12 protein-coding genes are annotated in these 19,389 nt (G+C 35.8%); 2 read left to right on the top strand and 10 right to left on the bottom strand.

Annotated elements, in window-relative coordinates:
* The first annotated feature begins 92 nt into the window (after positions 1-92).
* Positions 93-1,190 (top strand): agmatine deiminase, encoded by a 1,098-nt coding sequence (gene aguA, locus ACEWK1_RS12145; RefSeq protein WP_416636335.1) that lies wholly within the window; start codon positions 93-95, stop codon positions 1,188-1,190.
* Positions 1,191-1,277: 87 nt separating this feature from the next.
* Here the strand turns inward: aguA and ACEWK1_RS12140 are convergent, their stop codons facing one another.
* The 5 genes from ACEWK1_RS12140 to ACEWK1_RS12120 form a co-directional block, all read right to left on the bottom strand.
* The gene (locus ACEWK1_RS12140) at positions 1,278-2,255 is read right to left on the bottom strand and encodes an alpha/beta hydrolase fold domain-containing protein (RefSeq protein WP_416636334.1); all 978 of its coding nucleotides are present in this window, start codon (positions 2,253-2,255) and stop codon (positions 1,278-1,280) included.
* Positions 2,248-3,300 carry a quercetin 2,3-dioxygenase gene (locus tag ACEWK1_RS12135; protein ID WP_416636333.1) on the bottom strand — a complete coding sequence of 351 codons (1,053 nt, stop codon included), beginning with the start codon at positions 3,298-3,300 and terminating at the stop codon, positions 2,248-2,250. Before ACEWK1_RS12135 ends, ACEWK1_RS12140 begins: the two co-directional genes overlap by 8 nt.
* Before the next feature lie 371 nt (positions 3,301-3,671).
* On the bottom strand, positions 3,672-4,328 hold the full coding sequence (locus ACEWK1_RS12130; protein WP_416636332.1) for a CoA transferase subunit B: 657 nt from the start codon (positions 4,326-4,328) through the stop codon (positions 3,672-3,674).
* 25 nt (positions 4,329-4,353) lie between these two features.
* Positions 4,354-5,043 carry a CoA transferase subunit A gene (locus ACEWK1_RS12125; RefSeq protein ID WP_416636331.1) on the bottom strand — a complete coding sequence of 230 codons (690 nt, stop codon included), beginning with the start codon at positions 5,041-5,043 and terminating at the stop codon, positions 4,354-4,356.
* A gap of 18 nt (positions 5,044-5,061) precedes the next feature.
* Complete coding sequence (locus ACEWK1_RS12120) at positions 5,062-6,249, bottom strand: acetyl-CoA C-acetyltransferase (RefSeq protein ID WP_416636330.1); 1,188 nt, start codon at positions 6,247-6,249, stop codon at positions 5,062-5,064.
* A 139-nt stretch (positions 6,250-6,388) separates the two neighbouring features.
* Here ACEWK1_RS12120 and ACEWK1_RS12115 point away from each other — a divergent pair, with 139 nt between their 5' ends.
* On the top strand, positions 6,389-7,273 hold the full coding sequence (locus ACEWK1_RS12115) for a LysR family transcriptional regulator (protein WP_416636329.1): 885 nt from the start codon (positions 6,389-6,391) through the stop codon (positions 7,271-7,273).
* A gap of 207 nt (positions 7,274-7,480) precedes the next feature.
* Here ACEWK1_RS12115 and ACEWK1_RS12110 read toward each other — a convergent pair whose 3' ends face one another.
* The 5 genes from ACEWK1_RS12110 to ACEWK1_RS12090 form a co-directional block, all read right to left on the bottom strand.
* Positions 7,481-8,860, bottom strand: coding sequence for an MFS transporter (locus ACEWK1_RS12110; RefSeq protein WP_416636328.1), 1,380 nt, complete (start codon positions 8,858-8,860; stop codon positions 7,481-7,483).
* A 220-nt stretch (positions 8,861-9,080) separates the two neighbouring features.
* Entirely contained in the window at positions 9,081-10,790 is a 1,710-nt protein-coding gene (locus ACEWK1_RS12105; RefSeq protein ID WP_416636327.1) for a methyl-accepting chemotaxis protein, read from the bottom strand.
* A 371-nt stretch (positions 10,791-11,161) separates the two neighbouring features.
* Positions 11,162-14,611 carry a glycoside hydrolase family 3 C-terminal domain-containing protein gene (locus ACEWK1_RS12100; protein WP_416636326.1) on the bottom strand — a complete coding sequence of 1,150 codons (3,450 nt, stop codon included), beginning with the start codon at positions 14,609-14,611 and terminating at the stop codon, positions 11,162-11,164.
* Between the two features lie 367 nt (positions 14,612-14,978).
* Positions 14,979-17,900 (bottom strand): family 78 glycoside hydrolase catalytic domain, encoded by a 2,922-nt coding sequence (locus ACEWK1_RS12095; RefSeq protein ID WP_416636325.1) that lies wholly within the window; start codon positions 17,898-17,900, stop codon positions 14,979-14,981.
* Between the two features lie 18 nt (positions 17,901-17,918).
* The coding region (locus ACEWK1_RS12090; protein WP_416636324.1) for an alpha-L-rhamnosidase C-terminal domain-containing protein at positions 17,919-19,389 on the bottom strand (1,471 nt) is incomplete at its 5' end.

Here is a 19,389-nt window from a genome sequence, read left to right as displayed (position 1 = left end):
TGCATAACTAATTATGAATTCAATTTATTAATAGCTACAATTTATTCATTAAAATACACCTACCATATATTCAAAGATTAGGGGGATCATAGATGGTTGTACAGATTACTAGCACACCAAAAAAAGATGGATTTAGAATGCCAGGAGAATTTGAGCCACATAAAGGAACTTGGATGCTCTGGCCTACACGAACTGATACATGGAGAGCAGGTGCAAAGCCAGCACAACGAGTATTTGTTGAAGTCGCAAAAGCAATTTCAACATTTGAACCCGTTACAATGTGCGTATCCTCTGATCAATTTGAAAACGCCCGTGCCAAGCTCCCAGAAAACATTAGAGTTATAGAATTATCCTCTAATGATGCTTGGATGAGAGACATGGGCCCTACATTTGTAAAAAATGATAAAGGTGAAGTTCGCGGGATTGATTGGGGGTTCAACGCTTGGGGTGGTCTGGCAGAAGGACTATATTTTCCATGGCATTTGGATTTACATGTTAAGAAGAAAGTGCTTGAAATTGAACAGCTAAAAAGATATGATGCTTCCGAACTGATCCTTGAAGGTGGTGCCATTACCGTTGATGGTGAAGGTACATTAATTACAACAGAACAATGTCTACTAAATTCAAACCGTAACCCTTCACTTTCAAAGGAAGAAATTGAAAAAAAATTAGATGATTACTTAAATATAGAAAAAGTCATTTGGCTTAAAGATGGGTTAGTTGGTGATGAAACTGATGGACACGTAGATGAAATTGTCTTTTTTATCCGACCTGGTGAGGTAGCAATTGGATGGACTGACGACCCGAACCATTCACAGTATGAGGTTTTAAAAAATGCCTACGACATATTAAAAGCCGCAACAGATGCAAAGGGAAGAAAGTTAAAAATCCATAAAATTCATCTTCCAGACCAAATACTATTAACACCATCTGAAAGTGAGGAAATTGACTTTGCTCATAACAGCTTCCGTCGCTCAACAGATGTAACATTCATTTCCACTTACATTAATTGTTATTTATGCAATGGTGGTGTGATCCTACCTGTATTTGATGATCCGCAAGATGTGGTTGCCATCGAAGCTTTCAAAAAAATGTTTCCTGATCGAGAAATCGTTCCTGTAAACACAAGAGAAATATCTGTAGCAGGAGGCAATATTCACTGTATAACTCAACAACAGCCTTTACCTTGATTTCCTTAGAGTCTTTAATATAGGTTGGATAATTTAATATAGGTGTTGATAAACGATATCAACACCTTAAAAATCTAGGCTAACTAATCATCCTCTCAAATTTTGCCGAAAAAACTCCTCAACAATTTGAAAAGTCATGGGTTTACCTACGTACAGGCTATCGTTATCATTTATATTTGATATCTGTAAGTTAGCTATTTCACATCCACTTTGATCTAAGTCATCTCTATTTAAGAAACCATGCCCAAGTCCTTCAATTGTTATCATTGTGACAGGGTTTCCTTTGTTTGCTAAAGCATCATATAATAGGTAACTTTGATGTACAGGAACGGCGGTATCACTTAATCCATGAAGTATAAAAAATGGCGGTGTTCCTTTTGTTATGTAAGAGATCGGATTTGCTCCCTTCACTTTCTCAGGACAGGTATTAATTGGGGCTCCTAAGAATAACGATTCAAATGAATCAGGTGAGGAAGAAAGCATTTTTTCTGGAAGTAAAGTAGATTCAGGATCAACTGATTTAACATCTGCTGCTTCTCTATGGTCATCCATTTGGAGGAAATCAATTGGTCCATATCCATTAACAACAGCTTGAACCTCACAAGAATACTCACTATTCTCTATATTTTCTTCTTCAAGCATCCCTACTCCAGACGTAGCAACAAGAGAAGCAAGATGTCCACCCGATGATGATCCCCAAAGCCCAATATGGTGAGGATCTAAACCATATTGATCGGAAACAGATCGCAACCATCTTATCGCTGCTTTAACATCGTGTATTTGGGCAGGAAATGTAGCTTCTGTACTTAATCTGTATTCAATACTAGCCATTGCAAATCCCTTTTCAGCAAAAAAACGGGAAAGGTCTGGTCCGAGATTTCTGTCTCCAAGCCTCCAGCCACCACCATGTAACCAAATAATAACTGGTAGTGAAGATTGACTACCCTTAGGAAGATAGAGATCAACAAATAGCGGGTTTCCATTTACGCTTTTGTATACAAGATCGCGAAGTATTTCCACTTTATCGTTTTTGATTTCCTTTTTCATTTCTTGGCTTTTATTCATGAAGGCTTTCCCTCCTTACTTCTGTATGGGATGGAGCTTCCCTTTTACTGTCAAAACCTCCAACCACCTTAAGGTCAAGTTCCTCAATACGTTGCAAAACACGGTCAAACCGAAGTGGACCTGGTTCACTTGGAAAGATGTAATCTTCATAAGGATCTCCAAGTGTTCGAAAAAACGGTTCAAAAATGCCTGGTGAAAGAATGCCGATAAACTTTGTATAAGCAGAATCTAAGCGGTAGGAATGTGTAGTATTTGGAGGTACATGGAGAAAATCACCTGGTGATAGACTTACTTCATTTCCATTCATCCACATTGTCATTTGACCTTGAAGACAGTAAAACGTTTCAGTATGATGCTCATGATAATGATCAACTATTTTATCACCATTCGGACCTTCCGTTACGACAACAATATATTCACCATTCGTATTTAGTTGTGTTGCCAAAAGTTTGTGAAGCTGATCACCTGTTAGTAATCCGATTCCTTCTCCTGCTTCTAAAACATATGGCTGAACAACATCTGGTAGTGTGCGGTTTTGAACCAAAGCTGATTGACTATTTTCGTTTCCACTTTTTGTAAATTGAATATCAATCGAAGGACCTTCACTCTCTTTTAAGTCATATTTTAAACTCCGCGGTGGTTGTTCTCCTTTTTCATAAGGAATACCCATAACTGAATAATAAGGTGAAACCTTTCCATTTGTATTAAATGATAGAAACCTAGTTCGATGGCTGTTCATTTTGTATTCATGTACAATACCAGAAGGAATATGTGCAAAATCACCAGGAGTAAGCAAGTATGGTTTCCCGTCGATGCTCACTTCTAGTCTACCATCTAAAACATAGATACCTTCATGTGCGTCTCTGTGTAAATGCGGAGGGAAATAATCACCTTTTCCACCTGTTAACAAGACAATGTCAAATAGATGATTTGTACTAGCTCCATCGGCGATTATAGTTGCTACTTGTGAGCCAAGCAAATAGCGTTTCCCAAAACCAGATTTTAATAGATATGCACTACCATCTCTTGAAATTTGTTTACTCATATCATCCATCCTTCTCCTGTATTTTTCTTCGACTACCAACTAAAGAAAACCCTTTCAAAACTTACCTCCTCATATATTTATTAGCAATTACTGTGCCAGCTACAGATTTTGTCTGTATTTCCTTGTTAACTAAGGCTTTCTTCATCCTCTTTAGCCAAATTTATACAACCTCAATTGATTAACTTGATACTATCCTGTATCAAGCAATTATAGTTTTTTTAGATATATGGCTATTTTATTGACCTATCTAGACGTGATACATAATGGCATCACTGATACTAATATGTATCATGTATAATAGAAAACAAAATACCCCTAATAGAGACCTATTATAGGTTTCTATTAAGGGTATTTAAAATATATAAATCTAGTTAAAAAACATCACACAAAACATTCTCAGAAATCTTTAACTCCGCCTCAGTCGAATCAATTATGTCTTGAACACTATATCCTTTTGCCACTTCAATTAAATGTAAGCCATCCTCTTTTACATCAATAACAGCCCGATCTGTGATAATTCGATCAACAACACCTTGCCCTGTTAACGGCAAAGTACACTTTTTCAAAATTTTAGGTTGGCCGGCTTTGTTAACATGCTCCATAATAACGATAATCTTTTTAGCACCATGAACTAAATCCATTGCACCGCCCATGCCTTTAATCATTTTGCCCGGGATCATCCAGTTTGCTAGATCACCATTTTCAGATACTTCCATTCCACCTAAAATAGCAACATCAATATGGCCACCACGAATCATCGCGAATGACTCTGCATTACTGAAGAAGCTAGCTCCTTTAATGGCTGTAACAGTTTCTTTTCCCGCATTGATTAAATCCGGATCTACCTCTTCTTCAGTTGGGTATGGTCCAATCCCTAATAATCCATTTTCAGATTGAAGTACAACATTTTTATTTTCAGAAATATAGTTCGCAACCATTGTTGGCATTCCTATTCCTAAATTCACATAAAAACCGTCTTGAATTTCTTTTTCAGCTCTTTGTGCAATTTTCACACGTACATTTGTCATACTATTCCCCTCCTCTATTATTCTATTAAGATTGAACAGTTAAACGCTCAATTCGTTTTTCATGATTTCCAACAATAAGTCCTTGAACATAAATACTTGGCGTATGGATAGCATCTGGATCAAGCTCACCTACTTCAACAATTTCTTCGACCTCTACAATGGTTACTTTTCCTGCAGCAGCCATAATTGGGTTAAAGTTTTGTGCTGTTTTTCGGTAAATAACATTTCCTAATTTATCAGCTTTCCAAGCTTTTATTAAACTGAAGTCTGCAGTAAGAGCCTCTTCTAATAAATATTCTTTCCCATTAAATTCTCTCGTTTCTCTTCCTTCTGCAATTGGTGTTCCTACACCAGCTGGAGTATAGAATGCTGGGATTCCTGCTCCGCCTGCACGAATTTTCTCTGCTAACGATCCTTGAGGGGTAAGTTGAACTTCTAATTCACCACTTAATACTTGTCTTTCAAACTCTTTATTTTCTCCAACATAAGAAGATACCATCTTTTTAATTTGTTTATTATTTAGTAGTAAACCTAGTCCCCAATCATCTACACCACAGTTATTTGAAATTACCGTTAAATCTTTTATATTCTTATCACGAAGAGCTTTAATAAGATTTTCAGGAATTCCAACTAATCCAAAACCACCGACCATTAATGTCATGCCGTCCTTAATTTCTGCTACAGCTTCTTCAAAGCTTGTAAATATTTTCTTCATCTTCCATACCCCTCTCTCTTAATAGGCTTCAATAATCGTTGAAACTCCTTGACCGCCACCGATACATAATGTTGCTAATCCATATCTAGCATTGCGACGCTTCAATTCGTGAATAAGTGTAGTTAATACTCTTGTTCCACTTGCTCCAATTGGATGCCCTAATGCAATGGCTCCTCCATTTACATTTAATTTATCTTTTGAAAATTGAAGATCTTTTCCTACTGCTAACGATTGTGCTGCAAAGGCTTCATTCGCTTCAATAAGATCTAAATCTTCAACACTTAATCTAGCTTTCTCCAATGCTTTCTTTGTTGCCGGAACTGGACCAATTCCCATAATACTTGGATCAACAGTAGCGCTCGCATTTGCTTTAATCGCTGCTAAAGGCTTTATACCAAGCTCTTCAGCCTTGCGCGCACTCATCATTAGAACTGCAGCCGCACCATCATTAATTCCTGAAGCATTACCAGCTGTTACTCTGCCATCCTTTTTAAATGCAGGTCTTAACTTCTCCAGCTTTTCAACAGTTGTCCCAGGCTTAACATATTCATCCTTATCAAATAGAAGGGGTTCCCCTTTGCGTTGCGGGATCGTAACCGGCACGATTTCATCTTTAAATTTTCCTTCTTTCAAAGCCTTTTCTGCTTTTTCCTGACTCCATGCCGCAAATTCATCCTGTTCCTGACGTGATAATTCGTATTCATCACAAATATTTTCTGCTGTAATTCCCATATGATAATCGTTAAATGCACACCAAAGTCCGTCATGAATCATGCTGTCTATAAGCTTTTGATCACCCATTTTATACCCTTCTCTTGCTCCCATGGTAATATAAGGCGCTTGGCTCATATTTTCCATTCCACCAGCAATAATGATTTCGGCGTCACCCGTTAAGATTGCTTGTGAAGCTAAGTGAACAGCCTTTAATCCAGAGCCACACACTTTATTAATCGTGAAACTAGAAACATGTTGTGGCAAACCTGCTTCTATCGCTGCTTGCCTAGCTGGATTTTGACCAAGTCCGGCTTGAAGCACATTCCCCATGATCACTTCATCTATCATATCTCCATTAATATCAGTTCTCTCCATCACCGCTTTGATAACAATTGCACCTAATTGAACAGCACTTATATTTTTCAAGCTACCGCCAAACTGTCCTATCGGCGTCCGTAAAGCGCTTACAATCACAACCTCATCTTGACTCATCTTCAAGTTCCTCCCTTAATAAGAGTTTATTCTGAAGCTTTGTTATATATTTACTTATTAATTTACAGCAATCTCACTTATGAGTAAAATGAATAATAGTTATAAAATTTATTACAAATAAGAATAAAAGGTGATGAGCTTGGAATTAAAAGATCTTCGTTATTTTACAGAAGTTGCTAACTACGGAAGCTTTACAAAAGCAGCGGTAAACACTTATATTTCACAGCCTACCTTAAGTAAATCCATTAAAAAACTGGAGTCAGAACTAAAGGTAGAATTATTTGAACGGTCAACTCGTAAGTTGAGTCTAACTGATGCTGGGGAAATTGTTTATAAACAAGCTATTAAAATCTTAGGAAGCACAGACGAACTATCTAGATTATTAGATGATTTAATGAATCTCCCAACTGGAGAAATTAAAATAGGAATTCCTCCTTTAATCGGAACTCTTTTCTTTCCTACTATTGCAAAGAAATTCAGAGAGCTTTATCCTGAGGTTTCTTTAGAATTAATTGAACTTGGCGCAAAAAGAATTGAACACTTAGTAGATGAAGGACAAGTTGATGTGGGAATGATCGTCTTACCAACAGACGATAGTAAGTTCAATATCACTCCGTTTATTAATGAAGAATTTATGCTTTATACCAACCAATCTCACACATTGGCAAACTCAAATGAGGTTAAACTTCACCAATTAGCCGAAGAAAACTTTATTTTATTTAATAGAGAATTTGCATTACATGAGCTCATTATTAACCATTGCAAGGAAGCAGGTTTTCATCCCAATATCGTTTATGAAAGCTCTCAATGGGACTTAATCACAGAACTCGTTGGAGCTGAATTAGGAATTACGCTTCTACCAAAATCAATTTATGAAAAAATGGATCAACAGGCTATTATGATGATCCCCTTAACCTCTCCACCAATGTGGGAGCTTGGGATTATTACAAAAAAAGATCGATATCAGTCGTATGCGGTGAGGGCGCTTTTGGAGTTTATTGCCGTAGATTTACTAGTTGATTAATTAGAATAAGAGGGAACTTTAGCTCAACCCTCTTCACAAATTATTTACCTTCACTAAATAATACTCCATTTCTAGGAAATACTTAAAAAGTCTTTGCAATCTTCAGATCCCCAAAGAATCTTATACTGACTTAAACTTTTTCAGTAATTCGAATAACTACAAAATAACCTACTCCGGATAATAGTCTCTACGAGTAGGTTATTGTATTTAGACTTGTCGTCTTTGTTTTATTTCCTCAATTGCCTCTTCTCGAACTTTACCAGAAAACTTAATGAAAAGAATTGGAATGGCTGCAATGATACCAATTACAGCGGGAGCTAGCGTAAATCCAGTAAATATTCCATTAACTGTCTCCGCAGTTTGACTTTGTGAAGCAGCTTGATATCCAATAAAGGTTAAAATGAAACCAACTACTAAACCTGTTATTGCTCCTTGACACTTACTTGTAAATGATTGTACTGCGAAGGAAATAGCTTCAAAACGATTTCCAGTTTTCCATTCCCCAAAGTCAATTGAATCTGTAATTAACAATGAAACGATTGTTGAGTTAATTAACGCGAATAGTAAGGTGATACCATTTAGAATAAAAACAAGTGTTAAATTGTTATAGCCAATTAAGAATAAACTTAAAAGAACCAAAGCATTTGCAATTGAGCAAGCTAGAAAGATATATTTTTTTTCAAATCGCTTTGTTAAAGCTGGCACGATAATCGGAATAAAAAAGACAACTGCTAAAGCAGGTACATTTAACATCGCCATATATGAAATACTACCTAAGTTATTAACAGCAAAATAGACCGAAAGTGATTGAGAAATTGGCATTGATAATCCTAAGAAAGCAGTTAAAAGGGTTAGCTGTAAAGGTCTATTCATTTTTAAATAAGATAAAGTTTGCTTTAAACTAATTGTTTCACTACTAGATTTTACCCTTTCCTTACACGTAAAGGCCATAATCAGCATAAAGATTAGTGCTATAACAGATGCAACAATGGCTAGATTAGAATAACCTCTTCCTGGATCAATTCCATCTATATAAGCAACCATTGGCCCACCTACTAGCATTAAAAGAATTAATCCTACAAGTGTTGACACTCGAGCAATTGAAACTAGTCTAGTTCGCTTTGTTTCATCTTGAGTCATTACTGTTGAGAAACTCCAATAAGGTACATCGAAAAAGGTAAATGCTAGTCCCCATAAGATATAGAATGCTAGTAAGTATGTGAATTTCCCTGAATCAGAAAGATCTGGACCATTGAAGAGAAGGATTGTTAAAACAACCCAAACAATACTACTTACGATTAAGTAAGGTCTGAATTTACCGTATCGTGTTCTTGTTCGATCCACAATAATTCCTGCAATTGGATCCGAAATCGCATCAACAATTTTTGCAATAAAAAAGATTGAACCTACCGCTAAAGCTGATATTCCAAAAACATCTGTAGCATAAATCATCAGGTAAACATTGATCAGACCTGACAGGAGTGAATTCCCTAGTCCGCCGCCAATATATGAAGCAGTTTCTCTCATTTTCAACTCAGTTTTTTGAGTTTTTTCATAATACAAATTGTAATCTCTTGCTGTCTGCATAATATTTCACTTCCTTACTTGTTGATTGCACAAATTGTAGCGGTTTCATTTATAAGCTATGTTACTTTCAAAAACCGCACCCCAAAATACTTACTAGATTCATTACTAATTTCTTATGTTAATCACATTTTAGCAATCGCTTTCACGATAAGTAATGTTAAAATGAAAGCGAATTTTTGCTCGAATCAAAGATTTATTTATTTATTCGATATTCCAAACTCTATGAAATCTTCGTTATACTAAATTTAAACTGCAATAATAATGATTGTAATTCTTCGGACATATTTGCTAAACTGTTTGCAGAAGCTGTAATTTCCTCCGTCGAAGCAAGCTGTTCTTGGCTAGTAGCCGCTACATTCTTTGATCCTTGGGATGCTCTTTCTGCAATTCCATACACATCCTCCATTGTATATTGAATTGTGTCTGTATTTGTTTCTAATTGTTTGATAGACTCAGCTACCTCTGTAACATTTAATTCTAAATTAATTATTGATTGCTGAATATCATTAAATGTCCGACCAGCTTCAGACACAACGTCAGTGCCAATATTTACATCACTCATTGCTTTATCCATATAGGAAATTATATTCTCTGTGTCTATTTGTATGGTTGTAATCAACCCATTAATTTGTTTAGCAGATTTTCCAGATTCCTCAGCTAATTTTCGTACTTCATCTGCAACAACAGCAAAGCCCTTTCCAGCTTCGCCAGCACGTGCAGCCTCGATTGCAGCATTTAACGCTAATAAGTTGGTTTGCTCTGCAATAGATGTAATAACACTATTAATCTTCCCGATTTGACTTGATCGATTACTAAGCCCTTTTATTGCATCAGCTAGACTCTGAACATTATGGTGAATACAATTCATTTGACCAGTCATCATATGAACAGTTTCTATTCCACCTTTTGTTAATTCAGAAGTTTGTTTTGCCGTATTCGATGCATGGTGTGCATTTTTCGATATATTTTCGGTAAACTTCACGATTTCTTCAAGATTATTAGAATTATTTTTTATTGTCATCGCTTGTCGTTCTGCACCTGAAGAAAGTTGTTCAATTGAGGCGGAGATATGTTCACTAGCTTTTGAGTTTTGTTCAGCACAGATCCTCAATTCTTCTGATGTTGAAATTACTCTACTTGATGCTTTACCAACTGTTATTAGCATTTTCCTCAGCCCTACTTGCATTTGATTAAAAGACAATGTTAGATCACCAAGTTCATCTTTAGAATGATAAGAACCTGAAACACTAAAGTCTCCTTTTTCTGCTCTTCCCAATAACTGTTTTATATCATATAAAGGTTTAGTAATAAGTTTGCTGATGTACATACCACATAATAATAGACAGCTAATCGTGATAATTATTATGATTGCCATAGTGTAAAGTATATTTTTACTTTTTTCATTATTTGCTCTATTCGTTGCCCCTGCAGCTTTCTCCTTATTACTAATCAATTGGTCCACAATAATTTCATTAGCAATTATTAATTCCCTTTTTTCCTCTATACTTATGCCTTCTTTTAAACCTTCAATAGCACTCTTTCTTGCTTGAGCAAGAATCGTACTATTTCCTAAATATTTTTTTAAAAGTTCCTCTTCTTCTTTTAATAGATTGGTTTTCTTTAAATCTGCTATATGATTAGAGTTCGTATTAACTTCTTCGTTTTGAAATTGAATAAGTTGATTCTTCATTTTTTCACTTTGTTCAGCCATAATTTGAAAGGTCAGTGAGTCAATTAATCTATTGCTTGCTTTAATTTTTCCAAGTATGCTTATTGACTCCAGTTGCTCATTATACATTTCTTCGCTTTGTTTAGACAAACTAATCGTGTTGGTAATTCCTAAATACCCAATTAATAACAAAGAAACTATACCTAGCATAATAATTACTCTTATTTTATTTGAGATTTTCATATTTCTAAAAAAATTCATGTTTTTTAACCCCTTTTTTCTTTCATGTATTTTGATAGTTTTATACATTCATTTGATTCCTCCAATTTTTTAAAACTTGATCAAATAATAAAGATTTATCATTCTATTTTAGCGACCGTTTTCACGGATTTATATAACAAAAGCAAGTGTATGATTGCTTGAATCAAAGAATTTTTTTAGCTATCCTGCTGAATATATGTTGAGTATAAGAAACTTTATCAATACATCAAAAAACTTCTCCTTCTGTAAATTGAATGTTTCTTCCAAAAAGGAAAAGGTGTGTCAAAGGGAATTTCTTCCCTTCAACACACCTTTAAATTATTGCAATATTATTTACTTTTAATTGTTTTATACTCCGTTAAATACTTACCTTATTTAGACCAAGTTAAACTATCAATTCTTAAATCTGCATCATGGAATACAACATAGAGATCATTGTTACCCTTAACACGTTTTTTCAAATTAGCTGTCACATTTACATATCCAAGTTCATTCACTTCAACCTCTGTATTTTTAACTTTATAAGAGGTTGGTTGTGTTTTAGGCACTTCAAGAACTGCTATCTCTTTACCTTCAGGAGAACCTACATGTAATGAAATTTTACCTCCTTTCACATTTGTAGCCACTCTTGCAGTTACTTTTCTTGCATTTGAAATGTTGACTTTTGGTAGCGCTACCCATGATCCTTCTTGTTTAGATCTTACAGCATGGTAACCACCAACGATTTTTTCGTCTTTTAGATTACTTACCGTTCTTGCCTTCGAAACTTCTTGGTATATTACTTCATTTGAAGCAAAACTATGATCAAATACATTAATTGACTTTTCCTTTAAAGGTTTAATAGATTGACCATTTACCTTGATTGTTTTTTCTTCCTTAATTTCTTCTGAAGAGGTACCAACCATTAGGGTATATTGGCCATCCTCAACTATGAAATCACCTTTATTAACATCCCACACATTGAACGTCTCAGGGTCAACCGTAAGTGTAACTTTCTTTGTTTCTCCTGGAGCAATTTGGACTTTTTCAAATCCTACAAGTTGTTTCTTAGGGGCCGATTCACCATATGCTGAATCATTATTCTTAATATAAAGTTGGACAACTTCAGATGTTTCCACTTTACCTGTATTTTTCACATTTACTGACACATTAAACGGTTTTTTATCGTTAGCTGTATTTGGAACCTTAAGGTCGCTATATTTGAATTCACTATAAGAAAGCCCATAGCCAAATTCATAAGTAACAGCTGCATCAGTATACATATAAGTTAAATTGGACTCAATTGGATCTGCATTTGTCATATCCACCTTAAAACGGGGATCAACATCCTCAAGTTTTACTGCATTTTGACCTTCTGGAATTGAATATTTATCAAGTGTTTGGAATGCTGATAAGTCTTTGTACCATGTAGACGATAAACGTCCTGTTGGTGTAGAGTCACCATATAAAACATCTGCTAATGCATGAGAATCATATTGACCAGCATATGGTTGATACACAATAGCTGAAACATTTGGATTTTTTTCTATTTCTTCTATTCCAACCGGGAAGCTAGATTTCACGACAACAACTGTCTTTTTACCTTGTGCAGCAAAAGCAGCTGATACCTTTTCAACTAATTCATAATCATTTTTCCCCATATCTAAGCTTGAACGGTCGTTACCTTCTCCAGCACTATGTCTAGGGATTGCACCGACAAACACAACTGCATAATCATCCTCTGTTGCACGTGCTGCTGCATCTTCTCCTACTCCCTTAACAATTGTTTTGTCAAATTTCACATTCTTACCACGATTGCTTGCATTTTCTGCATTTGTAAGTGTATTAGATGTAGTTTCTAGTTTTCCAGCTTCGGTTGTAGAAACAAAACGGCCATTTGCATAATACCAGTTAACAAAAGAACCACCGAAACCAGCTAAATAACCATTTGTTACAATGGAAACTGTCTCATCCTTATTATCTTCAAATCTTAATCTAGGTGGAATTGTACTTGTATCTCCTGATTCAATTTGATGTCCATCCCAGTCATTGCTTGTGAGATTCAATATCGTATCATCTGTGTTTCCAATTGCAAGATTCCCTTTATCAGGGGAAGTGACCCATCGATTATTATAGAGCGACAGCAAACTCTGACCTTCTTGTCCCCAGTCATATACTTCAAATAATTGAGCATTGTTTTCAGCACTTAATTCAACATTTGTTGTAAATAACTGTCCACCGTCGGTAGCTTCACCCACAGAAACAGCCTTATCGTTCAACTTAGATGTTAAACCAATCACTGGGTTTCCAGTATGATAGGAAACTTTCTTTTTTCCGACCTCTTTAAGTATTGCCGATAACGGTGATAGACCAGAGTTTTCTATATCTGGAGTTACTGCAACAGAATAAGTTGTCTTAAATCGTGCATCAGCATAAATTCCAGAAATAGCTGCTTTTTTATTTTTATCTAATGGTAATACTCCATCATTTTTTAATAGTACAATACTTTCTTCTGCCGCTTTCTTGGCAATCTCTTGATGTTCAGGTGTACTATAATTTGATTTACTCTCAGCTACATCTCCAGCATCATCAGCAAATGGATAGTATTTAGGGATTCCATTCTCATCTACTTCATTAAAAATTCCAACACGAACCATTTGATTCACATGTGGACGAGCAGCATCAATTAAATCTTCTTTTGTAATACCATACAAGCCTTTTTCCACAGCATCAACTAATGCTAGTACATCCGTTTTTGCAAAATCCACTGATGGCATCGGTCTTCCAGCGTTCGCATCTGCTAATAGCATTAAAACAGTAGCATGAGTTCTATCTTTAGCATACTTCATGTCATACCCATTCCCAAAGGAACCTTCTTCAAACACACGGGCATCTGCGTTAAAGTCAGGTGAACTATAAACTCCATATTTTGAAATATTATTTGCATAAGTTTGATATGGAGACATAATATTCGGAATCCCGTTTGTAGCTCCAAAAGATGTCATGACTCCTGATAAGGAACCTGTTTTAAGCGCTTCCAATGAACTTTTTGTATGATACTCATAAATAGATCTTGCACTCGCACTATTTTCAGCATTCTGACGGAACCATTGTGAATGATAAACAGAGAAGTGTCTACCTCCCACTGCAGCACGCATCCAAAAACCGTCATCACTTTCAGGCTGATCGGTGCCTCCTAGTCCTGCAGCCATATTATCAACCATAATTGATCCCAAATAAGGATCTTCTGTAAATCCTTCGTCAAATCTACCAGTTAGTGGATTAATACGAAGATCACTTATAACAGTAAATGCTACAGTTTTGGAAGCATTAGGATCATCCCCCCAACCAGCTGGATGGAGATTAGACTCACCTTGCTTAACTTTTAGCGTACTAATTTTTTCATTTCCTATTACTTTCCCTATATCTGAGACTAGTTGCTTATTCCAAGTTTGCCCCATACCTACAAGGGCAGGAAAATCAGTTGAAACTCCCTGACCATCGTTAGCTGCTGACAAAGCACCCGGAATTACCTTCCCTTTATTTTCTCCTTGCTGCAGGGTGTAATGATTCCGCGATCCTGTAGCATATACAGCAGGACCTTCAAGACCAGTGTATTCAAAATACTTATCAACATAGGCATCTAAGTGTTTAGGATTTCCATCAAATAATGGCATACCCTCAAAAACACCACCTACCTGTGTTTTGAAAACTATCGGGTCTTTCTTCCCCTTTCCATTACTTTGTGCTGCCTCACTTACAGGACTAAAGCTAGATGTAATAACTGTTAAACCTACTAAAGCAGCTGCAAATGTTTTACCTAATCTCTTAATCTTTCTCAATAAAAGTCTCCCCTTCCTTTGCGTCGATAATAAAAATTCCAAACCCTTTATTACAAGCTTTTCAACTTGAATTTAAAATATTATGTATAAGCCTCACCCCCTAAAAGTAATGTTTGTTGTATAAATAACTAAATATTCAGAAATTTTATTATACAATTTCATGCGCCATTTAGTTGCTATTCATCGTTATAAACTTGTTGCTTTTCAATATAAAAAAGAGGAAATCCAATAAGAAAAAATCTTTTTAAAGATACATAGTGCTTCCTTTAATAGAGATCTATATATCATATACATTGAAGATTTAACTTAGTTGAATGATTCCTCTAGTTGTTTATTGCAAGAAAATGAATTGAAAAAGTTTATCTTTTTATTGTTTTACTGTATCTAATTCAAACTCTATTGAATTTAACTTACCAATCAACTTATTAAGTTTTTCTCGATTTACCTTCGCCATAGGGTGATCTAGCAATTTTTTAATTGGCTGTATTCTTAATGAAGCTAAAACACCATTAGGGTTTGATATTCCTGGCACAAAAGCTTCTAGTATTTCTTTTGTTTCTTCTCCTGCTAGCAAATCTATTATTCTTGAATCATCTGAATAGATCTGTTTAAGGCCTCTTTCATTTGTATACATGAAATGATATGAACCCGAACCTACCACAATAGATACACCATTTTCCTTTTGTAATAAGTTAATTATTCCTGTTGCTTCTTTTAGAGTAATGTCGCTTTCTACTACATCCTCTATCTTTGCATTTGGCAAGAATATATGTGCAGTTGTATTAACAGGAATCTCCACTTCAATTCGAATTTGCTCATGTGTTATATTCCATGCGGATACAATCTGTCCATACATTGAATTATGTGAGGCACGTGCGTACGTCATTTCTCTTCCACCAATTTCCGGTTGAATGAGAATCTTTTTATAAGCTGGTTCTGACTCATCCATATTTAGTCCTGCAACGACTCGGTACATCCAATCTCCAATTGCTCCATATGCATAATGATTGAAAGAGTTCATATCATCGCTCCAGAATGATCCATCTTCTTTCAATCCATCCCAATGCTCCCAGATGGTTGTTGCTCCTTTAGTAACAGGATATAGCCATGATGGATAAGACTCTTGAAGAAGTAGCTTCATTGCTGTTTCATGATACCCATTATCGGAAAGAGTTAAATTCAAATATGGTGTACCCACAAATCCTGTCTGAAGATGATAGTCATTTTCTAAAATCATCTCATTTAAATCTTTTGCTACTCGTTCTTTAACCTTATCTACAACAAGGTCAAACATTAATGTAAGGACATGAGCTGTTTGTGTTGAAACAGCTAACCTACCTAATGGTGTTATAAACTCATCTCTGTAATGTTTCTTAATTTGATTCAATAAGTCTGTATACTCTTTAACATCTTCCGCATTATTTAAAACATTTGCAGTATCACGTAAAAGTTGAGTTGAGTAAGCATAAAAAGCCGTTGCAACTAATTCATTTGGAGTTGCACCAAAGTAGCTATCCTCTTTCGCATCTAAGGCAAGCCAGTCTCCAAAATGAAATCCTGTGTTCCAAGCGAATTCATTATCACCTTGAGAACGGATGTATTCCACCCAAGCTTTCATACTTGTATACTGCTCCTCTAGAATTCTCTTATCTCCATAACTTAGGTAAACTGTCCAAGGGCAAATAACAGCTGCATCTCCCCATGCTGCAGAGGAATGGCCATCGATTACATTTGGAATAACAAAAGGAACTCCTCCATCTGGTAACTGGTCTGCTTCTAAATCACGAAGCCACTTTGTAAAAAATGGTCCTCCGTGGTAATTAAATAATGCAGTACGAATGAAAACCTGAGCATCTCCAGTCCATCCCAAACGCTCATCACGTTGCGGACAATCAGTTGGTACATCTACAAAATTACCACGTTGTCCCCACTGAATATTTTTTTGAAGTTGATTGACCATTGGATTGGAGCATTCAAATTCACCTGTTGGCAGCATATCTGAATGAATGACTTCTCCAAGAAAATGATCTAATGAAAGACCATTTTCTTGATCCGGATAGCCTTCTACTTTAACATAGCGGAAACCTTGAAACGTAAAATATGGTGCATATGTTTCAGGTCCCTCACCCTTAGTTATATACTCTACTTTTTGTTTTGCTGTTCTAAGGTTTCCAAAATAGATGTTACCATCATTATCAAGTATTTCTGCATGATTTAAAATAATCTTAGTGCCTGCCTTTGCATCTACAGTAAATCTCATTCTTCCAACCATGTTTTGCCCCATATCTAAAACCGTATCACCTGCCGGAGTAACAAATACAGACTGAGGTTTAATTGTTTCTGTTACACGTGTTGGATTGTTTTCTTGAGCAACCAACTTTGTTAAAGGAATATCATGAACAATTACATGTTTCCATTTTGCATCATAAAAGGAGGGCTCGCTCCATCCACCCTGTTCAAGGCGTGCATCATATGTTTCCCCATGATATATTTCAGAATAAAGGATCGGTCCAGTTGAGGTTTTCCAAGATTCATCAGTTACAATAACTTCTTCCGTCCCATCTTGATATCTGACTAATAATTGAAGTAATACTCCTCGTTTTTCACCATATAAATTTCTCTTACCTTCCCATGCAAGATTTCCTTTAAACCAACCATCAGCCACCATTATTCCTACTGCGTTTGATTGTCCTTTTAACTGAGACGTCACATCATATGTTTGATATTGAATACGTTTACTGTAACTAGTCCATCCTGGAGTTAGTAGGTCATTACCAACTCTTTCTCCATTTATCGAGATCTCATATAGACCAACACCTGTTGCATAAATACGTGCAGAGGTAATGTTATCTTTTAATAGAAATTCTTTTCTTAATAGAAAAGCAGCTTTAGTTGCAGGGTCAATTTCTTCAGGATTAGGCGTTATCCATTTTGCTTTCCACTCTTCTAATTCAAAAAGAGCTGTTTCCCACCATGCAACTTCACTCCACTCTGACTCACGCCCGTGGTTATCCCACACTTTGACACGATAATAATACCTTGTAAACGAAGCTAGGTCAGGACCTCCATATTCAATATGAATGGATTGATCTGTTTCCGTATAGCCTGTATCCCAAAGTGGATTTTGAAAATTATTTTCTGTTTGAGAAACTTGGATTTGGTAAGCAATTTGCAAAGTCCCTCGTTTATCAGAATGAGTTTTCCAACTAACACGTGGCTTTTTCACGTCTAATCCTAGTGGATTTATTTGATACTCACATGTTAAATTGAACACTTGTATGTCGTTCATCTTACCTCTCCCCCTAAACTAATGACATTTAACTAAATTAGACTGATAGTGAACAAAGCCATTTTCTACTTGATCGTTATGTTTTCCATTTACTAGAACTTTAGTTTTCTTGTTTGGTAGTTTAATGTTTGCTTCTACCTCATCAGGAAGCGTGATTTGCAAGTCAATATAATCTCCCAAGTCTTTACAATAAATATTAATCTTTCCTTGTGGTAATGGGACTGATCCTTTCACCCACTTTAAACCGTTCAGGTTCGGAGAAATTTCTACTTTTGTAAATCCTGGTTCAATAGGTTTCACTCCTAAAAAAAGCACGCCAAACACATAAGTAGGGGCTGCTGACCAGGCATGACAATGACTTCTGCTAAAGTCACCTTCAATCAACTCCCAGCCCTCCCAACAAGTAGTAGCATCGTGCTCTAACATAAAACCGTAATTATTTTGTATATTGTCTAAAACTAAGTCGTTACGTTCTAAGTCCATCAAAGCTTGATAATAGAAAAACAAAACGAAAGGACTTTTTATTTGCACAAAGTTTTCAGGAGGGTTTTTTAGATATTTTTCTATACACTCCTTACGAACTCCCTCAGCACAACCTGTAATAAAGGCAATTAAATTTGTTTGTACACTTCTAACTTCTGATTTTGTTCCATTTTCATGAATACTATCAACGTAAACCATGTTTTCTTCATCCCATAGATGAGTATTGATTGCTTCCTTAAGATTTTCAGCTAATGCTAAAAAGCCCTTTTCATCTTCATATTCTCCAATTATCGATGCTAAATAAGCTGTTTGCTTTAAGGCATCAACAAGAAGAGCGTTTTGATGTGTAACAATTTTATGCTCTGTGTCCATAGGAGCCCAGTCCAACATGTTCCAAGCTGAAATTTCTACTAACCCATCTTCATTCATAAATTCCTTAAAACGTTCTACTGTTAACTTTAGTTCAGGATAAACCTCTTTAATAAATTCCAAATCACCGCTATATCGATAATATTCTTTACATGCCATCATCCATAAAATCGACCATGCAGTTAAGACATTTTGCCATCCACTTGGTACATGTGATTCTGGTAAAGGTGAACGATAAACAGACTTGGAAATTAACCTTAAACATCTTTTAACTAAATCATAGTTACCAAATGTATAGTAGTTCATTAACGATATGTTATAAGAGTCACCAGTCCATAATGCTTGTTCATATGCTGGGCAATCAATAATTGTATCTTGAGCACACATACGAATCGTATGTTTAGAGATCTCCCAGATTTGATTTAGCTGATAATCCGAGCTGCTAAAAGCACCTACATGACCAGTTGGAAAGGTGGTAACATCTACCTTCACCCGAAAGATTTTACAAGGCTTGTTGAAATTCCGTATTGTTAACAACATATAGCGGAATCCTCTTGGAATAAAAGATCGATAAACTTGACGACCTTCTTTAGCAATATACCGTAATGAATTATTCAACGAAAAGGTATGTTCAATT

This window comes from Metabacillus sp. YM-086 (assembly GCF_048059995.1).
In the GTDB taxonomy this organism is placed as follows: domain Bacteria; phylum Bacillota; class Bacilli; order Bacillales; family Bacillaceae; genus Metabacillus; species Metabacillus litoralis_B.
The sequence above is the reverse complement of the archived record's forward strand: the minus strand, read 5'-3'. Positions and strand labels throughout refer to the sequence as shown.